Origin of the sequence: Commensalibacter oyaizuii, from assembly GCF_029953265.1 — a bacterium.
Taxonomy (GTDB): domain Bacteria; phylum Pseudomonadota; class Alphaproteobacteria; order Acetobacterales; family Acetobacteraceae; genus Commensalibacter; species Commensalibacter oyaizuii.
The window spans coordinates 46695-66845 of the sequence record NZ_JASBAO010000001.1 but is presented as its reverse complement, the minus strand read 5'-3'; the positions used below and the strand labels follow the sequence as shown (position 1 = coordinate 66845).

Genomic DNA, 20151 nt, shown 5'->3' with positions numbered 1-20151 from the left:
CATGCAAGAAATTACCCGTCGTCGTTTATTATGGACTGTCCCCTTTGCAGGAGCTGCGATTGCAGGAGGAGGATTTTTATCTATGTTAACAGGATTAAAAAAAGGAAATTTTGATCCTCATGAAATTAAGACACCCATTTTAAACAGACCAATCCCCGATTTCACTTTACCAAATCAGCCCCCTTCAACGGGGTTTGACCAAACCATGCTAAAGCAACAAAACCAACCTATATTAATTAATTTCTTTGCCTCTTGGTGTATCCCATGCCTAAGCGAAATGGGCGTATTGCAACAACTGTCATCGCATTTAAAAATATGGGGGATTGCTTATAAGGATAAAAGTCAAAATATCGAAGGGTTTTTACAAAGAAATGGCAATCCATATCAACATATAGGCCAAGATAGCGAAGGGAATGTCGGAATTGAATGGGGGATCTCTGGGGTTCCAGAAAGCTTTCTTATCATGCCAGGAGGAATCATCAAATGGCACTATCCTAAACCCTTAACCGCAACCTCTACTCAATATCTCCTCTCCCTTTTATCATAGGAATTCAGCCGAATGCGTCCATGGTTTATTTTCCTGCTGCTTGGTTCTTTTTATATTATCCCTCTAACCGCTCATGCTGTAGATAGCCCTGACGAAATGTTATCCAATCCCACACAAGAAAAACGGGCACAAACTATTGGATCCCAGCTACGATGTTTAGTCTGTCAAAACGAAAGTATAGAGGACAGCAGTGCAGAGCTGGCCAAAGATTTACGCAAAATCGTTAGACAACGCGTTGCCGCAGGGGATACCAATCAGCAAGTCATACAATGGATGGTGGATCGTTATGGCAACTTCATCCGTCTAAAGCCACCCTTTATGATCAGCACAGCCTTATTATGGGCCATGCCTTTTTTGGCACTTATAATCGGGTGTTTAATTGCTTTTGTAACATTAAGGCAAAAAAAATCGGCTCCTCCTGCCCCATTGAACCCGAAAGAAAAAGAACGGCTTGTGGCCTTAACAAAGGATCAGTAAATGTTGTGGATTGTTATTATCATTTTCAGCCTACTGTGCTTGTTACCATGCTGGGTAACCCTATGTAAATCGCCCAAAACAGCCAATGCTAAACAGTCCGCATTGCGGGTTTATCAATCGCAACTTAATGAGTTAAATAATGATTATAATCATGGATTTATTTTACAAGGCGAATATGATCAGGCCAAACTAGAAATTCAACGCAGATTGTTAAAAGCAGATCAGCGCACACCCTCCATATCCAATCTTACAGATTTTTCCATAGGCAGCTTTATCCTAACCAGTATGGGTATTTTATGCATTCCCATGGCTGCCATAGGGTTGTATCTGGTCAATGGGGTGCCATCGTTACCCGCCCAACCTCTGCAACCACGATTGGCGGAACAGCACTCTATGGAACAGCAAATTTTGCCATACCTCAAACAGCTACGTGAAAAATTGCCAACCCTTGCCTTAGATGATCCAAAACGTATTGAAGGTTATATTTTATTAGGCAAAATAGAAGCATCACGCGGTGAAATTAAAGCAGCGATAACAGCGTGGAAAGAAGCATTACAGCAACGTTTTAATCCAAATCTGGCTGTTCAAATTGCAGAAATGCAATGCCGATTAGAAAATACTGTTTCCAAGGATAGTGCAGATTTATTTAAGCAGGCCTTAAGCCAAGCCCCCAAAGATGCCCCATGGCGTGAACTGGCAGAACAACGTATTACCCAGTATGAAAAGCTGAACAGTCGGTAAAAGTAAATTCCTGCCAGTTACAATTGACTGGCAGGTTTTTAAGAAAAAGGACTTTCAGATAATTGAGTTTTAGGTTTTTTATATCGAGGGGGATTAACGTTACAAGAGACAAAATATAAACCACAAATCGACAAAATATTACTGATACAATAAAACAGCGTAATTTTACTGAAATATCCCCAAGAATTAAGCCAAATATAAATGCCGTAAAAAGCAAAAGGTAACCCCAAGATTCGTGCCCCAAATAAATGATATCGTAAAGGATTCATAAATTTATCACTAATCATGGCTTGTGATCGATGCACAAACATATAAAAGCACACTGTTAAAATGCAGGATAAAAAATTATAGGTCGAAAAAAAGAATCCTGTATCAAACAAAATAAGCGGTAAAACTAAAAAAACAATCGAAAAGATAACGGCACCTAGTAAAAGGTTTAATCCCAAACCTACGTTGGGGCGATCCCCAGGCAAACGATCTGCAATAGGTTGGAAAATGTGATCCAGAATCCAAAAATCAATCTGAAGTAAGATATTCTGATTATTTTGTGCCATTGATTACCTTATCAACCTATTACCTCTGTTTTAAATACGAACCGAAACTATCATAGAAATTAAGAAAATTTAAAAATTTGTATCAAAATCATAAAAAAAGCTCGTTTTATATATATAAAACGAGCTGTATAGTTTCAAGAAACAAAACATATATAAACTTAAGCTGGGGCCTGAGTGACCTCCTGATTGTGCTCTCTCAGCATATTGACGATTTTTGCAACACACCGACCACAATCGGGCTTACAACCACAAGATTTATATACCGCACTAGGACGGTCAGCACCGCCCTGAATTGCGTTACCAACATCCCTATCTGTTAAAGCACGACATGAACAAATATACATTGCCAAAGGCTCCGACAACAAGTTGTTAATAATGATAATAATAACCATTCTTAACAACTTGTCTATCTTTTTTTTAAAAAAAACAAAAAAAAGTAAAATTAATGAATTCCAACTTTTATCATTTTACTTATTTATACAAATAAGCGTATAGTTCTCATCTGAAACGAACAAACAATAATAATGTTTCAAGAAACAAAAATTCACATAACAACTTAGGATTTCACGATGATTAAAGATAAAAAAGTTATCGAACATTTAAATATTCAATTGACCAATGAACTTACGGCGATCAATCAATATTTTCTTCATTCTCGTACACTAAACCACTGGGGTGTTACAAAATTAGGTAAAAAAGAATATGAAGAATCCATCGAAGAAATGCGTCATGCTGATAAAATTATTGAACGCATTTTAATGCTTGGTGGTCTGCCAAACATGCAACGCTTAAACACCATTCAAATTGGCGAAACTGTCGAAGAAATGTTGAAATCAGATCTCGCGATGGAAGAAAAAGCTACCAAAGATTTACGCGAAGCCATTGCTTATTGTGAATCTGTTCGTGATTTTGTTAGCCGTGATTTATTTCTAAGCATTTTAGATGCCGAAGAAGATCATATCGACTTTATTGAAACACAATTTGACTTGATCAGCCGTACTGGTATTGAGAATTATATTGCTCTTAATTCTGATCATTCTGCAGAAGCGTAAAATAATTTAAGGAATAAGAATATGATAATTCTTATTCCTTTATACCTTCGATGCATCCAAATCTATTCACTGTAATTGTAGTATTATATTGAAAAATACAAGCATTCTTGGATCACTCTGTGCAACTTTTTCCTGTTATTTAACACCTATTATTTGAAGAATATTCTAAGTAACAATCACAGACAACAAGACCCATGTTTTACCTAAAGAACATCACACGTAAGCACATTATCTATACTACGTTATTTCAACCGTAAAAAATCCTCGTTTGTAGTATCTCTTGCCACAACTCTGTTCTAAAAAACTTGAATTATTTAGAAGAATAAAGATTATTCCTATCGATATAAATTTTACTAAATCCAATTTTTCTAATAACGTAGCACTACATATTTTTCAAATAAACAGGAATAAATAAACGATGAAATTTACACTTGGCCCAACAGCATTTGGCCTTGCTTTACTGGCATCGACCCCATTGATGAGTGCTATCTCCTTTCCCCCTCATGCAATGGCTCAACAAACGGCAACGTCGCTCACTGTAAAAAATTCATCTCATCCTGATTCCTCAATAATTGCTAAACAAGATATCTTACGTAAAACTCTAAATAATGGACTACGTGTCGTTATTATTAAAGACTCCCTTGCCCCAGTGGTGACGGCGCAGATCAGCTATTTAGTAGGGTCTAACCAAGCCCCAAAGGGATTTCCTGGCACTGCACATGCCTTAGAACATATGATGTTTCGCGGCAGTCAAGGACTGGATAAAGATCAATTAGCCGTCATTGGGGCACAATTAGGGGGCAGTTATAACGCCTTTACAACGGAAAATGTAACCCAATATTACTACACTGCCCCCGCTGAAGATTTAAATGTTATTTTGAAAATCGAAGCACTGCGTATGGGTGGGTTAAGCCTGAATGCTGCTGATTGGGACAAAGAACGGGGCGCAATCGAACAAGAAGTATCGCGTGATTTATCCAATCCAATTTATAAATATGTTTCTGAACTTCAAAAATTAATGTTTGATGGCACGCCATATGAACATGATGCATTGGGAACCCGCCCCTCTTTTGATAAAACAACGGTCTCATTGCTGCGTAAATTTTATGAAACCTATTATGCGCCTAATAATGCAATATTAGTGATCACGGGGGATATTGATCCAAATAAAGCAGTAGAACAGGTTGAAAAAGACTTCGGATCTATCCCCAAAAAAACCATTCCTGAACTTGAATCCTTTACCCTAAAACCAATCAAAGCCAAAACCTTAACCTATCCAACGGATTTTCCAACCAGTTTGGTTACCATTGCGTGGCGGATGCCAGGCGAAAAATCCAAGAATTTTGCTGTTGCTGATATCTTAAGCGATGTTATTTCCAGCCAACGTGGGGCATTATATGGTTTAGTTCCCCAAGGCAAGGCTTTGATGGCTGATTTTGAATATGTTCCCAAAGGTGAAGTTGGTTTTGGTGTAGCGATTGCTGCCTTTCCTAAGGGACAAGATTACAAACCAATTTTAAATGAAGTTAATCAAATCTTGCAAACTATTCGTGAAAAAGGGGTTTCACCAGAATTAGTAGAAGCAGCAAAGCGCAAAGAAATTGCTCAACTTGCATTTTCTGCCAACTCCATTACAGGGTTGGCTAGCTCTTGGTCGACAGCTTTGGCATTCCAGGGATTAAATGATCCCAACGAAATGGCGGCAGCATATCAAGCAGTAACCCCTGAACAGGTAAATGCTTTGGCCAAAGAAATTTTAAATCCTGATGAAGCAATCACAGCAATTTTGACCCCTGAAGATTCTGGCAAGCCTATTTCAAACAAAGGATATGGTGGCGCGGAATCTTTTGCTTCGGTTCCTGAAAAACCTGTCCAACTGCCAGATTGGGCACAACAAGCCCTTAACAAACTAAACATTCCTAAAGAAGCCCCAAAACCTTCTGAAATGGTGTTAAGCAATGGTATACGCTTGATTGTTCAACCCCTAAATGTCAGTAATACGATCAGTGTCTTTGGGCAAATTCGTCAAAATCCCAGCTTGCAAGAAGGCAAAGGCAAAGAAGGGATTGCTGGTATTACAAATGATATGTTTAAATATGGTACCAAAACATTGGATCGCTTAGCATTTAGAAAAGCTGTTGATGATATCGCAGCTGATATCAGTGCAGGCAGCGATTTTTCATTAGCTGTTTTAACCCCAGATTTTGATCGAGCTATGCAATTACTAGCTGATAACGAGTTAAACCCAGCATTCGAGCAAAAATTCTTTGATATTGTTAAACAACAAGCCGCCCAATCTTTAATTGGACTGTATCAATCCCCAGGCTATCACTTTAATAGAGCCATTGCTAAGGCAATCAACCCACCCAACGACCCAAGTTTGCGTCAACCTGATCCTGCTTTGGTTAAAAAATTGACGTTGCAAGATCTAAATGACTTTTATAAAAAATCTTTTCGTCCTGATTTAACAACCATCGTCATTGCTGGCAATATTACCCCTGAACAAGCCAAAGCCAGTGTGGAAAAATACTTTGGAAATTGGGAAAACATAGGCCCCAAACCCAATTTAGATATGCCAACACGCCCAGATAGCAAATCCTCTTTTGTTCATGTTCCAGATAAAACCGCGGTGCAAAACAGTGTTGCTTTGGTTGAAAGCATTAATCTTGATGTCCATCACCCAGACCATTACTTGTTAAACCTTGGAAATGAAGTTTTAAGCGGTGGATTTGCAGGAAGATTTTACAAAGATCTTCGTGTCAAAACGGGGTATGTCTATAATGTAAACAGCGATTTTGGATGGTCACGCACGCGTGGATCTTATAGTATTACATTTGGTGCTGATCCTGATAAAGTATCTTTAGCAAGAAAAGCCGCACTAAAAGACCTCACTGCTATGCAAACAAGTCCTGTTACCGACAATGAACTACAACTGGCCAAGGCATCGTTACTGCGCAGTATCCCATTACAACAAGCCAGCGTTGATGGAATTGCAGGGCAATATTTAACGTATACTGATTTGGGATTACCTTTAAATTCCGCACATATTGCGGCAAAAAATTATTATAAAGCCAGCGCTGCAGAGGTTCAAAAGGCCTTTCAAACTTACGTAAGACCAAAGGATCTGGCAGAAATTATCAAAGGGCCAGCAACCCCAACACCTTAATTATCCACTCTATTCAACTAAAATAAAGCCATTCATAATTTATCACCCTTTGAATGGCTTTATTTTATAGAATCCTTCAAGATTATTTCATACACTTGATAATAATCGTTTTCTGGTCGTGGATGTCTGTAATGACTCAAAAGATTGCAATATTATACCAAGCACTGCCACCACCCATCATTGATGGGTTACGTAAAGATAAAAAACCAGGTGGATATTCTGACAGTGGAGCAGATATTGCTTTTGTCGGACTGACCATACCAGACATTTTAAGTTATTTGATTTAAATATGAAACCAAATATGACTGGTGCAAATTGTCCAGGTCAAGAGCAGCAAGATTGTCTGACGATAACTGCGGCCCGTGCAGGTGGGTGGGACTTTATTCACCTACTGCAAGCCATATCAGCAACAGCATGGTAAAATCAATCATAGTAAACAACTTCTTTTATTTCTTATTATTTGCAAGGATAACATCATGACATCACATCAACAGGAGTGGTTTAATGAAATTCTCAACACTTCATGGGTTCTATTGGGACCTAACCAATTGGTTCAACCAAAACGTGACGAAAACGGAATTTGGACAATTGGCAACATTACAACTGATGACGAAGCAATTTATAAATCTTGTCCAGACGATAATATTCAAAATATATCTGAGTTTTATTTAATTCATCATGATTGGCAAGTTGCTATTTTAAAACGATATAAACCTGCTATTTATTTTTGTGCTTTCGGAAACGAAGCAATTTTGCAATATGTTCAATTAGCCGTGAATTCGTTGATTCAATTTGGCAAATGGCAACATGACATCATTATTTTCACAGGATTGGAAACAAAAGAAAACTTAATATCAAAACTTGCCCCTTTCAATCTTGGGGGAAAACTTCATATTATTGACATAATGCCTGCAGATAAACCTTTGGATTGGTATACAGCACGTTACCGAATAGATGCTTGCCCCTTGTTACAACAAGCTCAACCCATATTATATCTTGATGTGGATTTTCTTTGTGATGGTCCTTTAGATTCCTTATTTATTCAACTTATTGACAGTCCTTATATTCACGCATGCAAAGAGGGAGTGATTGGCGAAGGGTCGCCAAATTCTGAGGGGCATTGGTATGGTTGGCGATTAATGCAGGCCGATCATGTACCTTTTAACCCTGACGAAAGAGGATTTTCTAGCGGCGCTTTATTTTATAAAAATTTTCAACTTGCTGCGCCTTTTTTTAAAATGATTTTACAATCAGCGTATGGTTACATACAAAAGCAAAAAGATAAGCTTGTATCCTATGATCAACGTTTTGCAAATTATATTCTATACAAATATAAAAAAGTCGAAATTCATTATCTTGCTCAATATCTGCGATTATATCGCATACCAGAAAATACAACACAAACACCTGATATTAACGATCGTCTGGGACTAGTTCATTTTCTGGGGGCAACATTAGAAAATAAATTATTAACTATGCAAGATTACTTTTCACAACTGAATGCACGAATTACAAGTAGTTCACAACACAATATAAGTAAAATATCAACCATGATTGTATAAAGTAAATAATTTTCACAAAATTCTTCTAAAATTACTTTAATTATTATATGGGGATTGATTTTTTGTATCGTTTACGTAATATAAGCAATATCATGATAAATTATCATGATCAAAAATTAACTTAATTGGAGAATTAAAAATGCGTGAAATATCTACAGTAGAAGTTCAATTCGTTGCTGGTGGTTTTAGCTTTGCAAGCATTGGCCAAACCGTTGGATCAACCATTGGTTCTATCGGCGACAAACTTTTCAGCTTAGTTAGCGGTGGCACCAGCAGCACAGCATTATCAACCTCTTTGGGAAATCTTGGTAATGGCATTGGCGCATTATTAGACGTTCCAGTAAATCTTGTTACTGGCGTCAGCAATAGCTTGACCAATATCGGTAAAGGTATTGTTGGTTCTGTTACTGATTTGGTTAATGGTTTTCAAAGCATTTTTGCTTAATTAACTGAATACAAAAAGCGTTACATTTTAATGGTGTAACGCTTTTTACTTATAAGATATTATTACTTAACCAAATAAAATGCACATAACTTATTGCCATCAGGATCCCGTAGATAAGCTAAATATTTCTTAGGACCTTGACCATCGCGAATTCCAGGTGGTGCCTCGATAGCCTCTCCACCATTTTCAATACCAGCTTGGTACCATTTATTAACCTGCTCAACAGATGACATAGAAAAGCCAATTGTACCCCCATTAGCATAAGTGGCTTTATTACCATCAATGGGTTTAATTGCCGCAAACATTTGATTGTCTTTTTTATATAAAATGCGATCTGTCAAATCAGTCTCAATACGCACTGCGTCAACAACTGTAAACGTAGCATCATAAAAACGCTTAGCCTTTTCCAAATCGTTTGTACCAACGGTGACATGATTAAATAACATAGATACCTCACTACTATATGATGTGAAGCCATTGTATATTATAATTCATTTGCTGTGAATAGAAGCAGACTAGAATTGTCTCATAGATATTTGCTTTATCCCTTTATAAGGAATTTACAACTTAGAAAAAGACACTTCAATTAATTTAAAGAGACATTAGCTATAAGATTGAACCTCCAAAGTCTTTTTTATCCGATTTTCTTTAAATATTGTATATATTATAGCATCATAGCTGCTGTCATCTCTGAAAAAATCATGAAATTTCGCATTTTCTTTTTTTAATAATTCTTGCTCATCAGCAACTAAAATAACTTTTTTCTTTTCCTTTGTAATAAAATTATTAATATATTCAATAAGATCTTTCAAAGGAATATTTGCTTTATCAATATTGTCAAATATAAAGATTGTCTCAACATGGGATGCCAAATAAAAAGGATCTTTCTTTTGCAACGCAGAAAACGGTATCTGAAATAAAGAAAGATAATTTTTTACCCGATCAGAAATCTTTCTGAAAAAAGAAGAAACTGTTTTGCTAATTTTTGAGTTAAATGCAGGAAACTGCTGTGAAAATATAGCATCTTTTAATTCTGCAATACACTTCAATCCACTTAAGTTTATTTTAATAAATCTTTTTTGAGAGTCTTTAACTACCTGACCCATATATTCTTGTGCTGGTACAATATGGCTGATTGAGGCCATCGCTTGCAAGGATGCCAACCGCGTACAATTCTTCATTATGGGAGTTTGCAGTATTGTTTTCTCAGTGCAAAAATTATTGATAAAATGATCGATATAATGACTTTTATCATACCCGCATTTACCAGTTACTAAAACGGCATAATTTGGACAATCTGAAGCATAAATAAAAGAATTTAAATACTCTGTAATATGCTGGTTTGGGTCTTTAACGTTTACAATAGAATCAGTCAACATCGAATCACATCCTATTCCTTGATGCGGCATCTTTAACCGATTTTAGCTGATTCTCCTAATCAATTCAATTTTTCGTGAGGTTATTTTTAAGAATCAAAAAAGGCGTGCTTTTATCAAGCACACCCTTCTCATGTCATATACAAATTTGGAATTACTTCAAAAAACCGTCCCTTTGTAAAATACTAATGACAGTTTCGATACGTTTGCTGTAGGTATGATCTTTTAATGTACGTGCTTGTGCCTTCTTAGCCGTTTGCAAGATCAGTTCAGGATCATTTAGATATTTATCCAACAATTTTTGAAAATCATAACGTGTTGAAAAAACAGGAAGCTCATCACGCTCGTAGAAATCATGAATAGCATAGTTATCTTCATGAAATAATTGCATAGCCCCTGCTGCCGCTGCCTCAAATGTTCTAGGACCTGGATTAGAAGGCATAACCACAAAACGTTTATTTTCAAAATGTAAACTGCGCCCTAGATTCAATACAATCTTTGAACGCTGGTAAAGCTCAATTAACTGATCTTTTTCAATACGAGCATCAGAAAAACCAATTCCGAACTCTCCCCATCCTGGCCCCACAATTCTAATATTCAAATCAGACAACGCTGGTCTTATACTGCGCATAACATCTTTACGACTGCCAAATGCCACACCACAGAACATAACATCAATATTTTTTTCCAATGTCTCGTCTAGTGGACGATAATGCAGTTTTTCACACGCAGCCAAGGGCAAGAAATAAGCGTGCGGATGATCGTAAAAATTGGTTCCCCAACGATCACAAGAAAACACAACATCAAAATCATCTATAATACGATAATTTGCATCTTGCTCGTATGGATCTTCGGTTGCCCAAAAAATAGTAATGGCACCAATATTCTTGGCCTTTTGACAAACCTCTCCAAAATACGTACTTTCAGGTAAATACGACCCAATTGAAAATACAATTTTTGGTTTAATATATTCAATTGCGGCGGCTGCACCAGCGATGTTGGTTGAAATTACATTTCCTTCTCCAAAAACGCTTTCCCAGCCAGACATGATAGCTTCACGAATTTGTGCATTTGCTTGGGATTCATAACGCCCACCACTGCAAACCATTACTTTACCACTAATAGGCTTGACGATTGCGGTTTTGCTAGTGGCTGGACGGGGAACATCACTACTAACTACGCTTTCTTTTGAAACAACATTATCACTCGTTGTTTTTGTTTCTTTTTTCTTTCTTGCTCTGACTGCCATTTAATTTGCCTATTTACTATTTATGAGAAGTAACGTTTGTTAAAATATTTTGAAGATTTGTTCTGAATTGATGTTCATTACATTCTTTTTCAATACGGGACAACGCATGACTGCGAATCTTATCCCATAACTTTTGCTCTTGATAAAGGCGAATGATTTGTGATGCAAAAAATTCTGGATTATCAATTGAACCTGCTAAAATATCCTGATCATCTTTCCATCCCAATTGATTAACCAACAATTCAGCTGCAACAATCGGTATCCCAAATGATGCCGCCTCGTGAAGTTTGTACGGAATCCCCCCTGCAAAACGAGTGGGGGCAATATATACGCGATGATCATTATAAAGATGGGTTAGATCTTCCACAGGTCCTAATAATTTCACCTGAGGATATTTCGCAAAAACGGACATATCTACAGAGGGATGAACATAACCCGCAATAGTTATGAAAAATGCTTCTTCCATTTTTTCAACTAATATAGGTAGAACGGCACTCATAAACCATTGCAAACTATCAAAATTAGGCGATAAATCATCGTGCAATGCACCGACAAATAATAACCCATTTCGTTCACCCCAATTTTTAGGTGTAGCCCTTACAGACATCATGTGCCCCAGTATATTGACATTATCAAACCCAGCTTGTTTGGCATATTCTTGATCAATTTTATTGACGGTGATGATTGTTTGACAATGACGCGCACACGATAATTCCACAGTTAGGGCATCCTCTAACGTTTCATTCATCTCCAACCCTAAAATATTTGCCCTTAATTGTGTTCTTGGGGCTGCGATAACTTCAGTATCCAATACCAGACAATCTTGTGGTAAATAGCGATTTGCCTCTCCCATCATTGGAAGGATACGGTGAAGATTATGAGTACGGCCAATCCAAACGATATCGTAATACCCTGCACGTTCTAAAAAGAATGCTCTTATGTCGTCTATTGTACGATCGAAAAGAACCTCGACCGTTTCAGGCAAATCTGAATAAATCTGATACAAATGTGCATAATAAGAATTAATCGGATAAACTGTAACCTTATATCCTAACTTGGCCATTTGATGCACGATATCATTTGATCGAACGTACCCCGACCCCAACCGTTTTAAAGGCACACGATCTTCAATGAATAAAATTCGTTTTTCCCTATCGACACGTTCACGCGCAATAATAATATTATCAGAGTGACGAGGATGTTGAAACCGTAAAAAATCACTATGTTCCTTGACAAATTTCTGATGATTACGACGAATAAGCCCACTGGATACAATAGGATCACTAGAGGCATATTCCATATGTTCAACAACAGCATCAGGATGATAAATAACCCGATATCCAGCTTTAAGAATGCGCACACATAAATCAGTATCCTCAAAATAAGCAGGATAATAGACTGGTGAAAAACCCTTTAGTTGTTGTAATAAAATAGTTTTTACGGCCATCATGGCTGTAGAACAATAATCAACACTTCTAACAAAATTTGCCTCTGGACGTAAAGGATCATCACCCCTCATATACCCTGTCGTTGTACCGTCACGCCATATGATCGATCCTGCCTCTTGTAAATTTCCATCGGGATGAATAATTTTCCCCCCCACAGCACCAATATCAGCAGCCGATAATAAGTACTGACACAACGTTTCAATAGCTTTGGGATATAGATAAATATCATTGTTTAAAAAGATTGTAATAGGTGCTTGAACATGTTCAAGCAAATAATTACAGGCTTTACCATACCCAATATTATACGCGAAGCGTAAAATCTGCGCGCCGATTAATGAATTTTGAATATAACGTGTATCGTCGGACGAGTGATTATCACCTATCAATAATTGGATTTTTCCAGCATAATTAGCACGTAATGATGCAAGCGCTGTCAAACTGACAGGCAACTGATTACGTAATAACATAATTACACTGATCTCAGGTTTACCTTCGTATGAAAAATCAAGCTTTTGATGTGCAACCGTTGGCAGCATATATCGTGCTTTTTTACGAAAATACTCCCGCGATTGAATTGTCTTATCACTTAAACGATAATGAGAATCTTCTGGTTGTTTTTCTAACCATTGCTCTAATCTTTTATTAAAAACCCAGTGAGCAAAGGCATCACGATACAATCTATTTTCAATATCTTCACGCACATGCCCAGATAAGAAATAAGTCTTTAAGTCAATATCAGCATGAGGTTGTCTACATTCAAAACAACCATGCAGCAAAAAATGCTGATATCCATTGCGAAATGTTGCATCAATACTATCTGATATCGCCTCTGCTAGGTCAGGATTAGCCTTTACATAAAAACGTTCTGAAAACCAAGGCGAAGGATTAAACAAAGTCGGAGAATCATTTGTCAAATAGTGATGCAAAGCACAAACAACGTCACCCTGCTTGATTAATCCCATTACTTCTGGGTATTCTGCAATGTACCAAGCAGGGTCAAAATAAAGTGATATTTCGGCATCACGATCTGCATCTGTAATATTAAGTAAATAATTCCTATATGGAAAAAAAGTTTTCTCAACTTTCCCCTGACCATAGCAAACGCGTTCATAGACTAAAGGATCAAAATACAAAGATCCAGAACGTCGTAACGCATCGCCTTTTTTTAAGTAATGATCATAAGCATTAATAAACGTATCAGAAGATTTAATTTCATAAGCAAAATTTGGATTTTGCTGTAAATAATATTGTTCAGAAAATAACCAATGGGGGCGATGTTTTTTGTATCCTACTTTACAGTAATGCTCAAAACCTGTTTTAAAAGCTCCTCTTTTAATTGCCTTTTGTACATCTGTGTAAAATTGAACATACCAAGTTTCATCAAAATAAGCATTTGGTGAGTGACCCAAAAATGCACCTACTTGCTCATAATATTGCTGAACGTCTTCTAGGCCACAAATTTCCATTTTCTCGTTTGTATCTGGATACCGACGAACGTACCAATCCTCGTCAAACTGCGCCCAAATTGCCCCTTGACAATGGTACGTATCTTCAGGAATATCGTCTACAATGACATATTCTTGTTTTTCTTGCGATATTACCTCGTCTATATGATCAGCATCTTGGTGATGTGCTAACCAATGAACATACGAATTGGGATATAGACCAGTTTTAATATCCTGTTGAACTTCCTTACGTAATGAATACGCAGCTAAATCAACAAATGGAGATGGCATCCACAGTAATTCAATACCTTCATGAATGAAATGATCATATCCATTTCTATAAGTTTCTGACAATCGTTCATGCTTTAATGCGTCGTGATACTCTGCAGCATAGAAATTTTCGTCAAACCACATTGATGGTGCGTATTCAAATGGTCGTTCATTCGTCAAGTAATGATGTAATGGATTAACAAATTTCTTTGCCTGGACCTCTTCTTTTACATCAGAATATTGTTGCACATACCATTGAGGATTAAAATACCAAGAAGTTTGAGTTAAAGGATCAATAGCATCTATATGTTTTAGATAATAACTATATGAACCGACACCTTGTGATATGGGACCTGAATAATGTCCAATAAAAAAATTTGGATCAAAGAATAAGCTACCACTCAATCCTTCAAGGTCACCAGCTCTCAGATAATGGTCATATCCATTAACAAAACCATGCTGAAATAAAACCTCGTCTGTCAAGCTAGAGTATTTCTTTTTATAGAAGCTTTCAGAGAACAACCAATGTGGCGAATAGTCTCTATAACCTTGTTTACAATAGTGATCAAAACCTGATTTATACTGATGCTTTTCAACCAATAACTTTACATCAGGATAAGTATTTAAGTACCATTTTTCATCAAAAAAAGGATTTGGCGAATGCCCTTCATGACAACCAAAAGAAAAATAATATTCCTCGACACTATCAAGCTCTAATGCCTTCATTTTTGATGTTACATCAGTATATTTACGAATATACCAGTCTTCATCGAAAATTTTCCAAGGAGTTAACGATACCGTTGTTTCTTTTTGTTCGTTAATTTGGTCTTCTTCTATATTTTGATCATCTTGAGTATCAATAAAATGGTCATCTTTAACTGATAAGGGTCTATCCTTTAATAACTCAACTTTTGATCTAGTAAATTCAACATCATTTATGGTGGGATCATTGGGAACGTATAGGCTACGATCATCTTCCTCATCTACAATAATATCTCCATTTAGGTCAGCCTGCTCATCTTTGCTTTCTACCTTACTATCTGCTGACTGGATAGTTTGTTCCCTTTGTAAATCTTCAGATTGTAAAATCTCCTTTGAATCAACTAAATCTGTGCCCTCGTTTTTAATAACCTCTCTTTCTTTAACATTTTCTTCATTTATTAATACAGTGGCAGCTGACGTAACATCCTCGACAGACTCTGTATCACCAGCGTCTTTACGCATATAAGATTCGTATTTTTGGACTAGATCGGTGTGCTGAATAGCTGACCAGTATTCAAAAGCATCCTGATACAAACCACTTTCAATTGCCTTTTTTACTTCGTCTTGTAGTGCATAAGCACCAATGTCAAACTGACTATTGGGTTGTCGTCCTTCTTTATATCCATGAAGGATAAAGTGATAATAACCATTTAAAAAATCACTATTGGCATTAACTGCAGAGGCGACATCAGTATAAGAGGTATTATAAAATTCCTCTGAAAAACCAGCGAGGGGTGAAAATGCGGTAGGGGTATCATTTGCTAAGTAATGATGTAATCCATTTAAATAAAGTCTCTGCTTGATCAAAGACTTAACTTGAGGATATGTTTCTAAATACCATTTCTCATCAAAATACCAACTGACCCATAAAGGTGCTTTCCCCTGTAGAAGTTCTTTCAGGTAGGAATGAAAAGCCCCCTCTTCCAAAGCTTCTTCAAAATTATTTTGTTGTGACAGATACAAATTCGGATTAAAAAAAGGGCTTCCTGAATAGAGGTAATAGTCTCCCTCATATAAGTAATGATCGTACCCATTTTTATAACTGGCAAAACGTTCATTACGTTCAGCGTATCTGTCACAATATAATTTTTCTGAAAATAACCAATGAGGAGAATTATTTTTATAGCCTTCTTGGCAATAATGATCAAAACCTGATTTAAAATCACCTTCCTTAACCAATTGTGCGACATTGGGATAAGTTAGTAAATACCACTTCTCATCAAAATACATATTTGGAGAGTGACCAATTTTACATCCTCTATTTTGATAAAAATTATAAATATCCCCACCATAGACATCTTCAATCATCGGAATAATGGCTACATATCGAGATCGATACCACTGCTCGTCAAACTCAATCCATTTTGGAAGAGATTTTTTTTTATCTGGCATTATACTACTCAATTTCATTACGAATATTAATATTCTGGTATAGTTAACCATACCAGAATATTAATCTGTATTAATGTAAAATAAAATTAATCAATATTTAAAATTTACTTGCTATCAACTGATGACATTTTTTAATAACTTCGTCTGTTAATACTGCATCTGTAATTTCTTCTACTTGATTATTTTTAATATTCACAACAATGTTCGTCTGTGCAATTTTATATTCATTATGAACAATATTAACCAAATACATGTGATATTGACCATTTACCACGGAATAGCATCCTTGATTTAAGTTCAATTCAACTACAAAACCATTGTTTAAAGGAGCCCCCTGAAAGATAGAAGCAGTTTCATGGCGCATAAATCGTGATGTACCGACAACAAAACAATGTCCCGTACTTTCATTAGCAAAAGCAATATACATACGCCCTGCCATTGAATTTGTTCGATTAAAAGCCCATCCCGAAATTTTTAAGACACTTTTATCATATTCAACTGTATCTTCGATTTCATCGTCTTGTATAAAACCAGTCAAATATTCGATACAATATTCTAATTCACCAAATCTCTGCTCATGAATATTCTTCTCAATAAACTCATTCAGCTTAACTCCACGCATCATCCCATCTTTTTCAATGATCCGTTTAAAATCATCTAAAATCATTTGATTTTCATGGAATATATTGTGAATTTTAGTAATTTTCCCGCCTTCAACATCAATTTCGTTGGTTGTTAATTGAAATGCTGCCGAACCATTAACAATATTGATCAATCCAATTCTAAAGCGACCTTCACACCATTTACCCCTCAATGCAGAAACACCAGAAAAGCCATTACGAATTGGAGCATTCGCAAAACTTGAAGCAACGTCCGCGCGATTTTCTCTTTGACATTCTAAAAAGATGGTTAAATCACTGTCTTGATGAATCAAAACCGTATATAATGTACCAGCATTTGACATTTCAGGGAAAATAAACCATCCCCGAATATGAAACTCATCTGCACCTTTAAATTTCTTTTCATCATCAACGTTTAAGATGTGATAACAAATATCATCAAGGTAATAGTTTGCCCCTTGGACCACGGCCCAATCATCAACAACCTGTGGAAGTTCAATATTTAAACTATTTCCTGTTGGTGGATCAAAAATATGTCTTGGTGGTGCCTGCTCTTTCCACGATGAATGGGGTAAATAGTGAAGACGACCAATATCCCATTTTAAGTTACTGACGCCAAGCCGATCATGAGGGGCGTTATCTTTGTAAATAGCCAATAACTCTTTTGCATAATCAGGAGCATCAACCCATAAATCAGGTGTAATATTACCCATGATCTGTTCGCGCAGTTTTTCATCGGAACGGATTAATTCCAAACGGTTAATAACCGTATTTACAGAACCAATTTCCACTTTAAATCCGTTGATCCCATCTTGAACACGATCCCCCAATGCACCAACATCTGTCACGATCGGGATCAATCCATTTTGCCATGCTTCTGATAATGAAATACAATAAGTCTCAGGCCATATGGATAATATCAAGGCAACATCAGCAACTTGCAATGCTGCTACCTCTCCTAAGCCATATGCTCCGTGCAATATCACGTTGTTACGATCCATTTCTTTTAAAACATTTTCATAATCGGGTTGCATATACCCAAATATATGAAATTCATATAAATCAGCATTAGCTGACTGGATAATTGACAAAATGGTATCTGCACCCTTAGAACGAATAAAATTACCAACAGTGGCAATTTTTAATTTTCTACCGTTTAAAGGTTCATACTCTTTCTGTTTTAAAGGAATGGTTGTATCAGGAGAAGGAATTCCCAAAATGTAATTTTTCTTATGCTTTAATAATGGGTAAATTTTATGCGATAAATCATAAGAATGCTGGGTGCCATATAGACAGACATCCACATATTTCATTAATTTAGAAACAAAAGAGCGACGGGTCTGCTGTACACCAAACTCTAATTTTTCTGAAATTTTTAAACAAATATCACAAGCACCAACATCATATTTATCAATATGACAATAACGTTGTTCATAATTCAACAAATTGTAATGCGAACATACAGCTAAAAAGTCATGAAAGGAAAATACAACCCCAACACCACAAGCTTTAGCAATTATTGGTAATGATAAAGTATGATGTCCTAAATGTTGGATATGCGCAATGTCAAAACCATATTGATTCAACACACTTGAAAATGCAGTTTCTTCACCCGCATCGTTCATTGAGTCAAGCCATCCCACATCTGGCATATCGAAACGTTCAATTTCCTTGCCATTAGCATCTGTTAAATAACATGCACCACGCCTACGCAACCAATAAAAGAACTCAACGTCTTTTACCATGGTTGTCGATAAAATTTGTTGATAAACTTCAATCCCACCCCATACATGCTCATGCACTGTGGAATGAGTTACGAATAAAACCCGCAATTTTCCCTGACGCTGAGACGGTATTTGAGCAATAGCCTTCTCTGTTTTTTTCTTAAAATCAGCTTGTGTAATATCTGCTATTTGTTGCAAACGATTTTTGTACAAATGCCTGTCCAACACTGCACGTTGTGTTGCTGTTGCAAGCTTTTTACGTAATCCCTTCGTATTTAAAATCTTTGCAATATTTTCAATCACTTCCTCTGTATTATGAGCGATTGACACACCTTCCAACTCTTTAAGATATTTTTCATCCATTTCTGACGGCAATTCAACAACTTGCGCCGTACCAGACAATCCTAATTCATATAATCTTGGTCCAGGCGCCGTTGCCTGCCCTACATCACCATGACTGGCGTAATTACGAAACATGGTTAATGTTACCTGACTAGCATTAGCAAAATCTATAAAAGATTCAATGCTAACAGGTCTAGGCAGAACACGTTCTACTAAATCGTTAGGCAATGGTGGTAGATAATCATTGCCAGGACATACTAACTTAAAACGCGCATCTGGAAACGCCAATATTAAACGCCTTAAAACCCCAACGCGATTTGGCCACATCGTACCTGCGAAAAAGATATCGTAATCTAAATTTTCTGTATTTTTAACATCACGATAATGAATAGACTGACTTCCAGCTAGTGGCAGATAATATGCTTCAACTTGATATGAATCAACGCAACTTGGATCATTTGTAAAAACATAATCAAAATTAGCAGTTACATTGATGTTAAAATCCAGCATGAATGGATCTTCAAATGCCCAAAAAATCATCGTTTTGAAACATGGGCGTAACCGTTTCATTAATTCAAAATCGGTTCTTTGACCATCAATACAAATCAATACTTCATGTTCATAGGTTGCTGCTACCGATAATAGATTCATATTATCCGCAACAATAACGTTCTCATCTCCCCATAGCTCTTTTGCAGCCCGTCCCACAGCGAGGGTTAAATAAGAGTTGGAATTATGAGTATAGTTTGTATTATAAATAACTGCCATGATGTAATCTTGTCGCTCAATTAAAGTTTGAAACGTATCTTAATCTAAGTTACGAACCGAAGGTATTTTAATAAGAAAATAATCTTTGAAAGATCAAATAAGTATTTGTCTTTTTTATGGTATAAACTAACCAAATAATCAATAAATTTATTGCAAAAAAAAACCAGACAATGTGTATACAATGTCTGGCTTCTTATAATCTAAAAGTAAT

General features: G+C 36.4%; 16 protein-coding genes. 9 read left to right on the top strand and 7 right to left on the bottom strand.

The window, feature by feature from the left end:
* The first annotated feature begins 1 nt into the window (after position 1).
* The 3 genes from QJV27_RS00300 to ccmI are packed head-to-tail and all read left to right on the top strand — an operon-like array spanning position 2 to position 1765.
* Positions 2-547, top strand: a complete 546-nt coding sequence (locus tag QJV27_RS00300; protein ID WP_281447003.1) for a redoxin domain-containing protein — start codon at positions 2-4, stop codon at positions 545-547.
* 12 nt (positions 548-559) lie between these two features.
* Complete coding sequence (locus QJV27_RS00295) at positions 560-1024, top strand: cytochrome c-type biogenesis protein (protein ID WP_281447002.1); 465 nt, start codon at positions 560-562, stop codon at positions 1022-1024.
* The gene (gene ccmI, locus QJV27_RS00290) at positions 1025-1765 is read left to right on the top strand and encodes a c-type cytochrome biogenesis protein CcmI (protein ID WP_281447001.1); all 741 of its coding nucleotides are present in this window, start codon (positions 1025-1027) and stop codon (positions 1763-1765) included. It begins immediately after the preceding gene.
* 38 nt (positions 1766-1803) lie between these two features.
* Here the strand turns inward: ccmI and QJV27_RS00285 are convergent, their stop codons facing one another.
* Both QJV27_RS00285 and QJV27_RS00280 read right to left on the bottom strand, forming a co-directional pair.
* On the bottom strand, positions 1804-2319 hold the full coding sequence (locus QJV27_RS00285; RefSeq protein ID WP_281447000.1) for a hypothetical protein: 516 nt from the start codon (positions 2317-2319) through the stop codon (positions 1804-1806).
* Between the two features lie 158 nt (positions 2320-2477).
* Positions 2478-2711 (bottom strand): (2Fe-2S)-binding protein, encoded by a 234-nt coding sequence (locus QJV27_RS00280; protein WP_281446999.1) that lies wholly within the window; start codon positions 2709-2711, stop codon positions 2478-2480.
* 177 nt (positions 2712-2888) lie between these two features.
* Between QJV27_RS00280 and bfr the strand changes: the two genes are divergently transcribed.
* The 6 genes from bfr (at position 2889) to QJV27_RS00250 (ending at position 8544) form a co-directional block, all read left to right on the top strand.
* Positions 2889-3371, top strand: a complete 483-nt coding sequence (bfr, locus tag QJV27_RS00275) for a bacterioferritin (RefSeq protein WP_281446998.1) — start codon at positions 2889-2891, stop codon at positions 3369-3371.
* A 418-nt stretch (positions 3372-3789) separates the two neighbouring features.
* Entirely contained in the window at positions 3790-6537 is a 2748-nt protein-coding gene (locus QJV27_RS00270) for a M16 family metallopeptidase (protein WP_281446997.1), read from the top strand.
* A gap of 131 nt (positions 6538-6668) precedes the next feature.
* Entirely contained in the window at positions 6669-6824 is a 156-nt protein-coding gene (locus tag QJV27_RS00265; RefSeq protein WP_281446996.1) for a hypothetical protein, read from the top strand.
* Between the two features lie 2 nt (positions 6825-6826).
* On the top strand, positions 6827-6958 hold the full coding sequence (locus QJV27_RS00260; protein ID WP_281446995.1) for a hypothetical protein: 132 nt from the start codon (positions 6827-6829) through the stop codon (positions 6956-6958).
* Between the two features lie 55 nt (positions 6959-7013).
* Entirely contained in the window at positions 7014-8099 is a 1086-nt protein-coding gene (locus tag QJV27_RS00255) for a glycosyltransferase (RefSeq protein WP_281446994.1), read from the top strand.
* A 139-nt stretch (positions 8100-8238) separates the two neighbouring features.
* The gene (locus tag QJV27_RS00250; RefSeq protein WP_281446993.1) at positions 8239-8544 is read left to right on the top strand and encodes a hypothetical protein; all 306 of its coding nucleotides are present in this window, start codon (positions 8239-8241) and stop codon (positions 8542-8544) included.
* Positions 8545-8606: 62 nt separating this feature from the next.
* Here the strand turns inward: QJV27_RS00250 and QJV27_RS00245 are convergent, their stop codons facing one another.
* The 5 genes from QJV27_RS00245 to QJV27_RS00225 form a co-directional block, all read right to left on the bottom strand.
* The gene (locus QJV27_RS00245) at positions 8607-8990 is read right to left on the bottom strand and encodes a VOC family protein (protein ID WP_281446992.1); all 384 of its coding nucleotides are present in this window, start codon (positions 8988-8990) and stop codon (positions 8607-8609) included.
* A gap of 156 nt (positions 8991-9146) precedes the next feature.
* On the bottom strand, positions 9147-9923 hold the full coding sequence (locus QJV27_RS00240) for a P-loop NTPase fold protein (protein WP_281446991.1): 777 nt from the start codon (positions 9921-9923) through the stop codon (positions 9147-9149).
* A gap of 151 nt (positions 9924-10074) precedes the next feature.
* Entirely contained in the window at positions 10075-11028 is a 954-nt protein-coding gene (locus QJV27_RS00235; protein WP_408869626.1) for a CgeB family protein, read from the bottom strand.
* Positions 11029-11185: 157 nt separating this feature from the next.
* Positions 11186-16486: a glycosyltransferase gene (locus QJV27_RS00230; RefSeq protein ID WP_281446989.1), complete on the bottom strand. Its 5301-nt coding sequence runs from the start codon at positions 16484-16486 to the stop codon at positions 11186-11188.
* Between the two features lie 97 nt (positions 16487-16583).
* The gene (locus tag QJV27_RS00225) at positions 16584-19940 is read right to left on the bottom strand and encodes a glycosyltransferase (RefSeq protein ID WP_281446988.1); all 3357 of its coding nucleotides are present in this window, start codon (positions 19938-19940) and stop codon (positions 16584-16586) included.
* Positions 19941-20151: the final 211 nt, after the last annotated feature.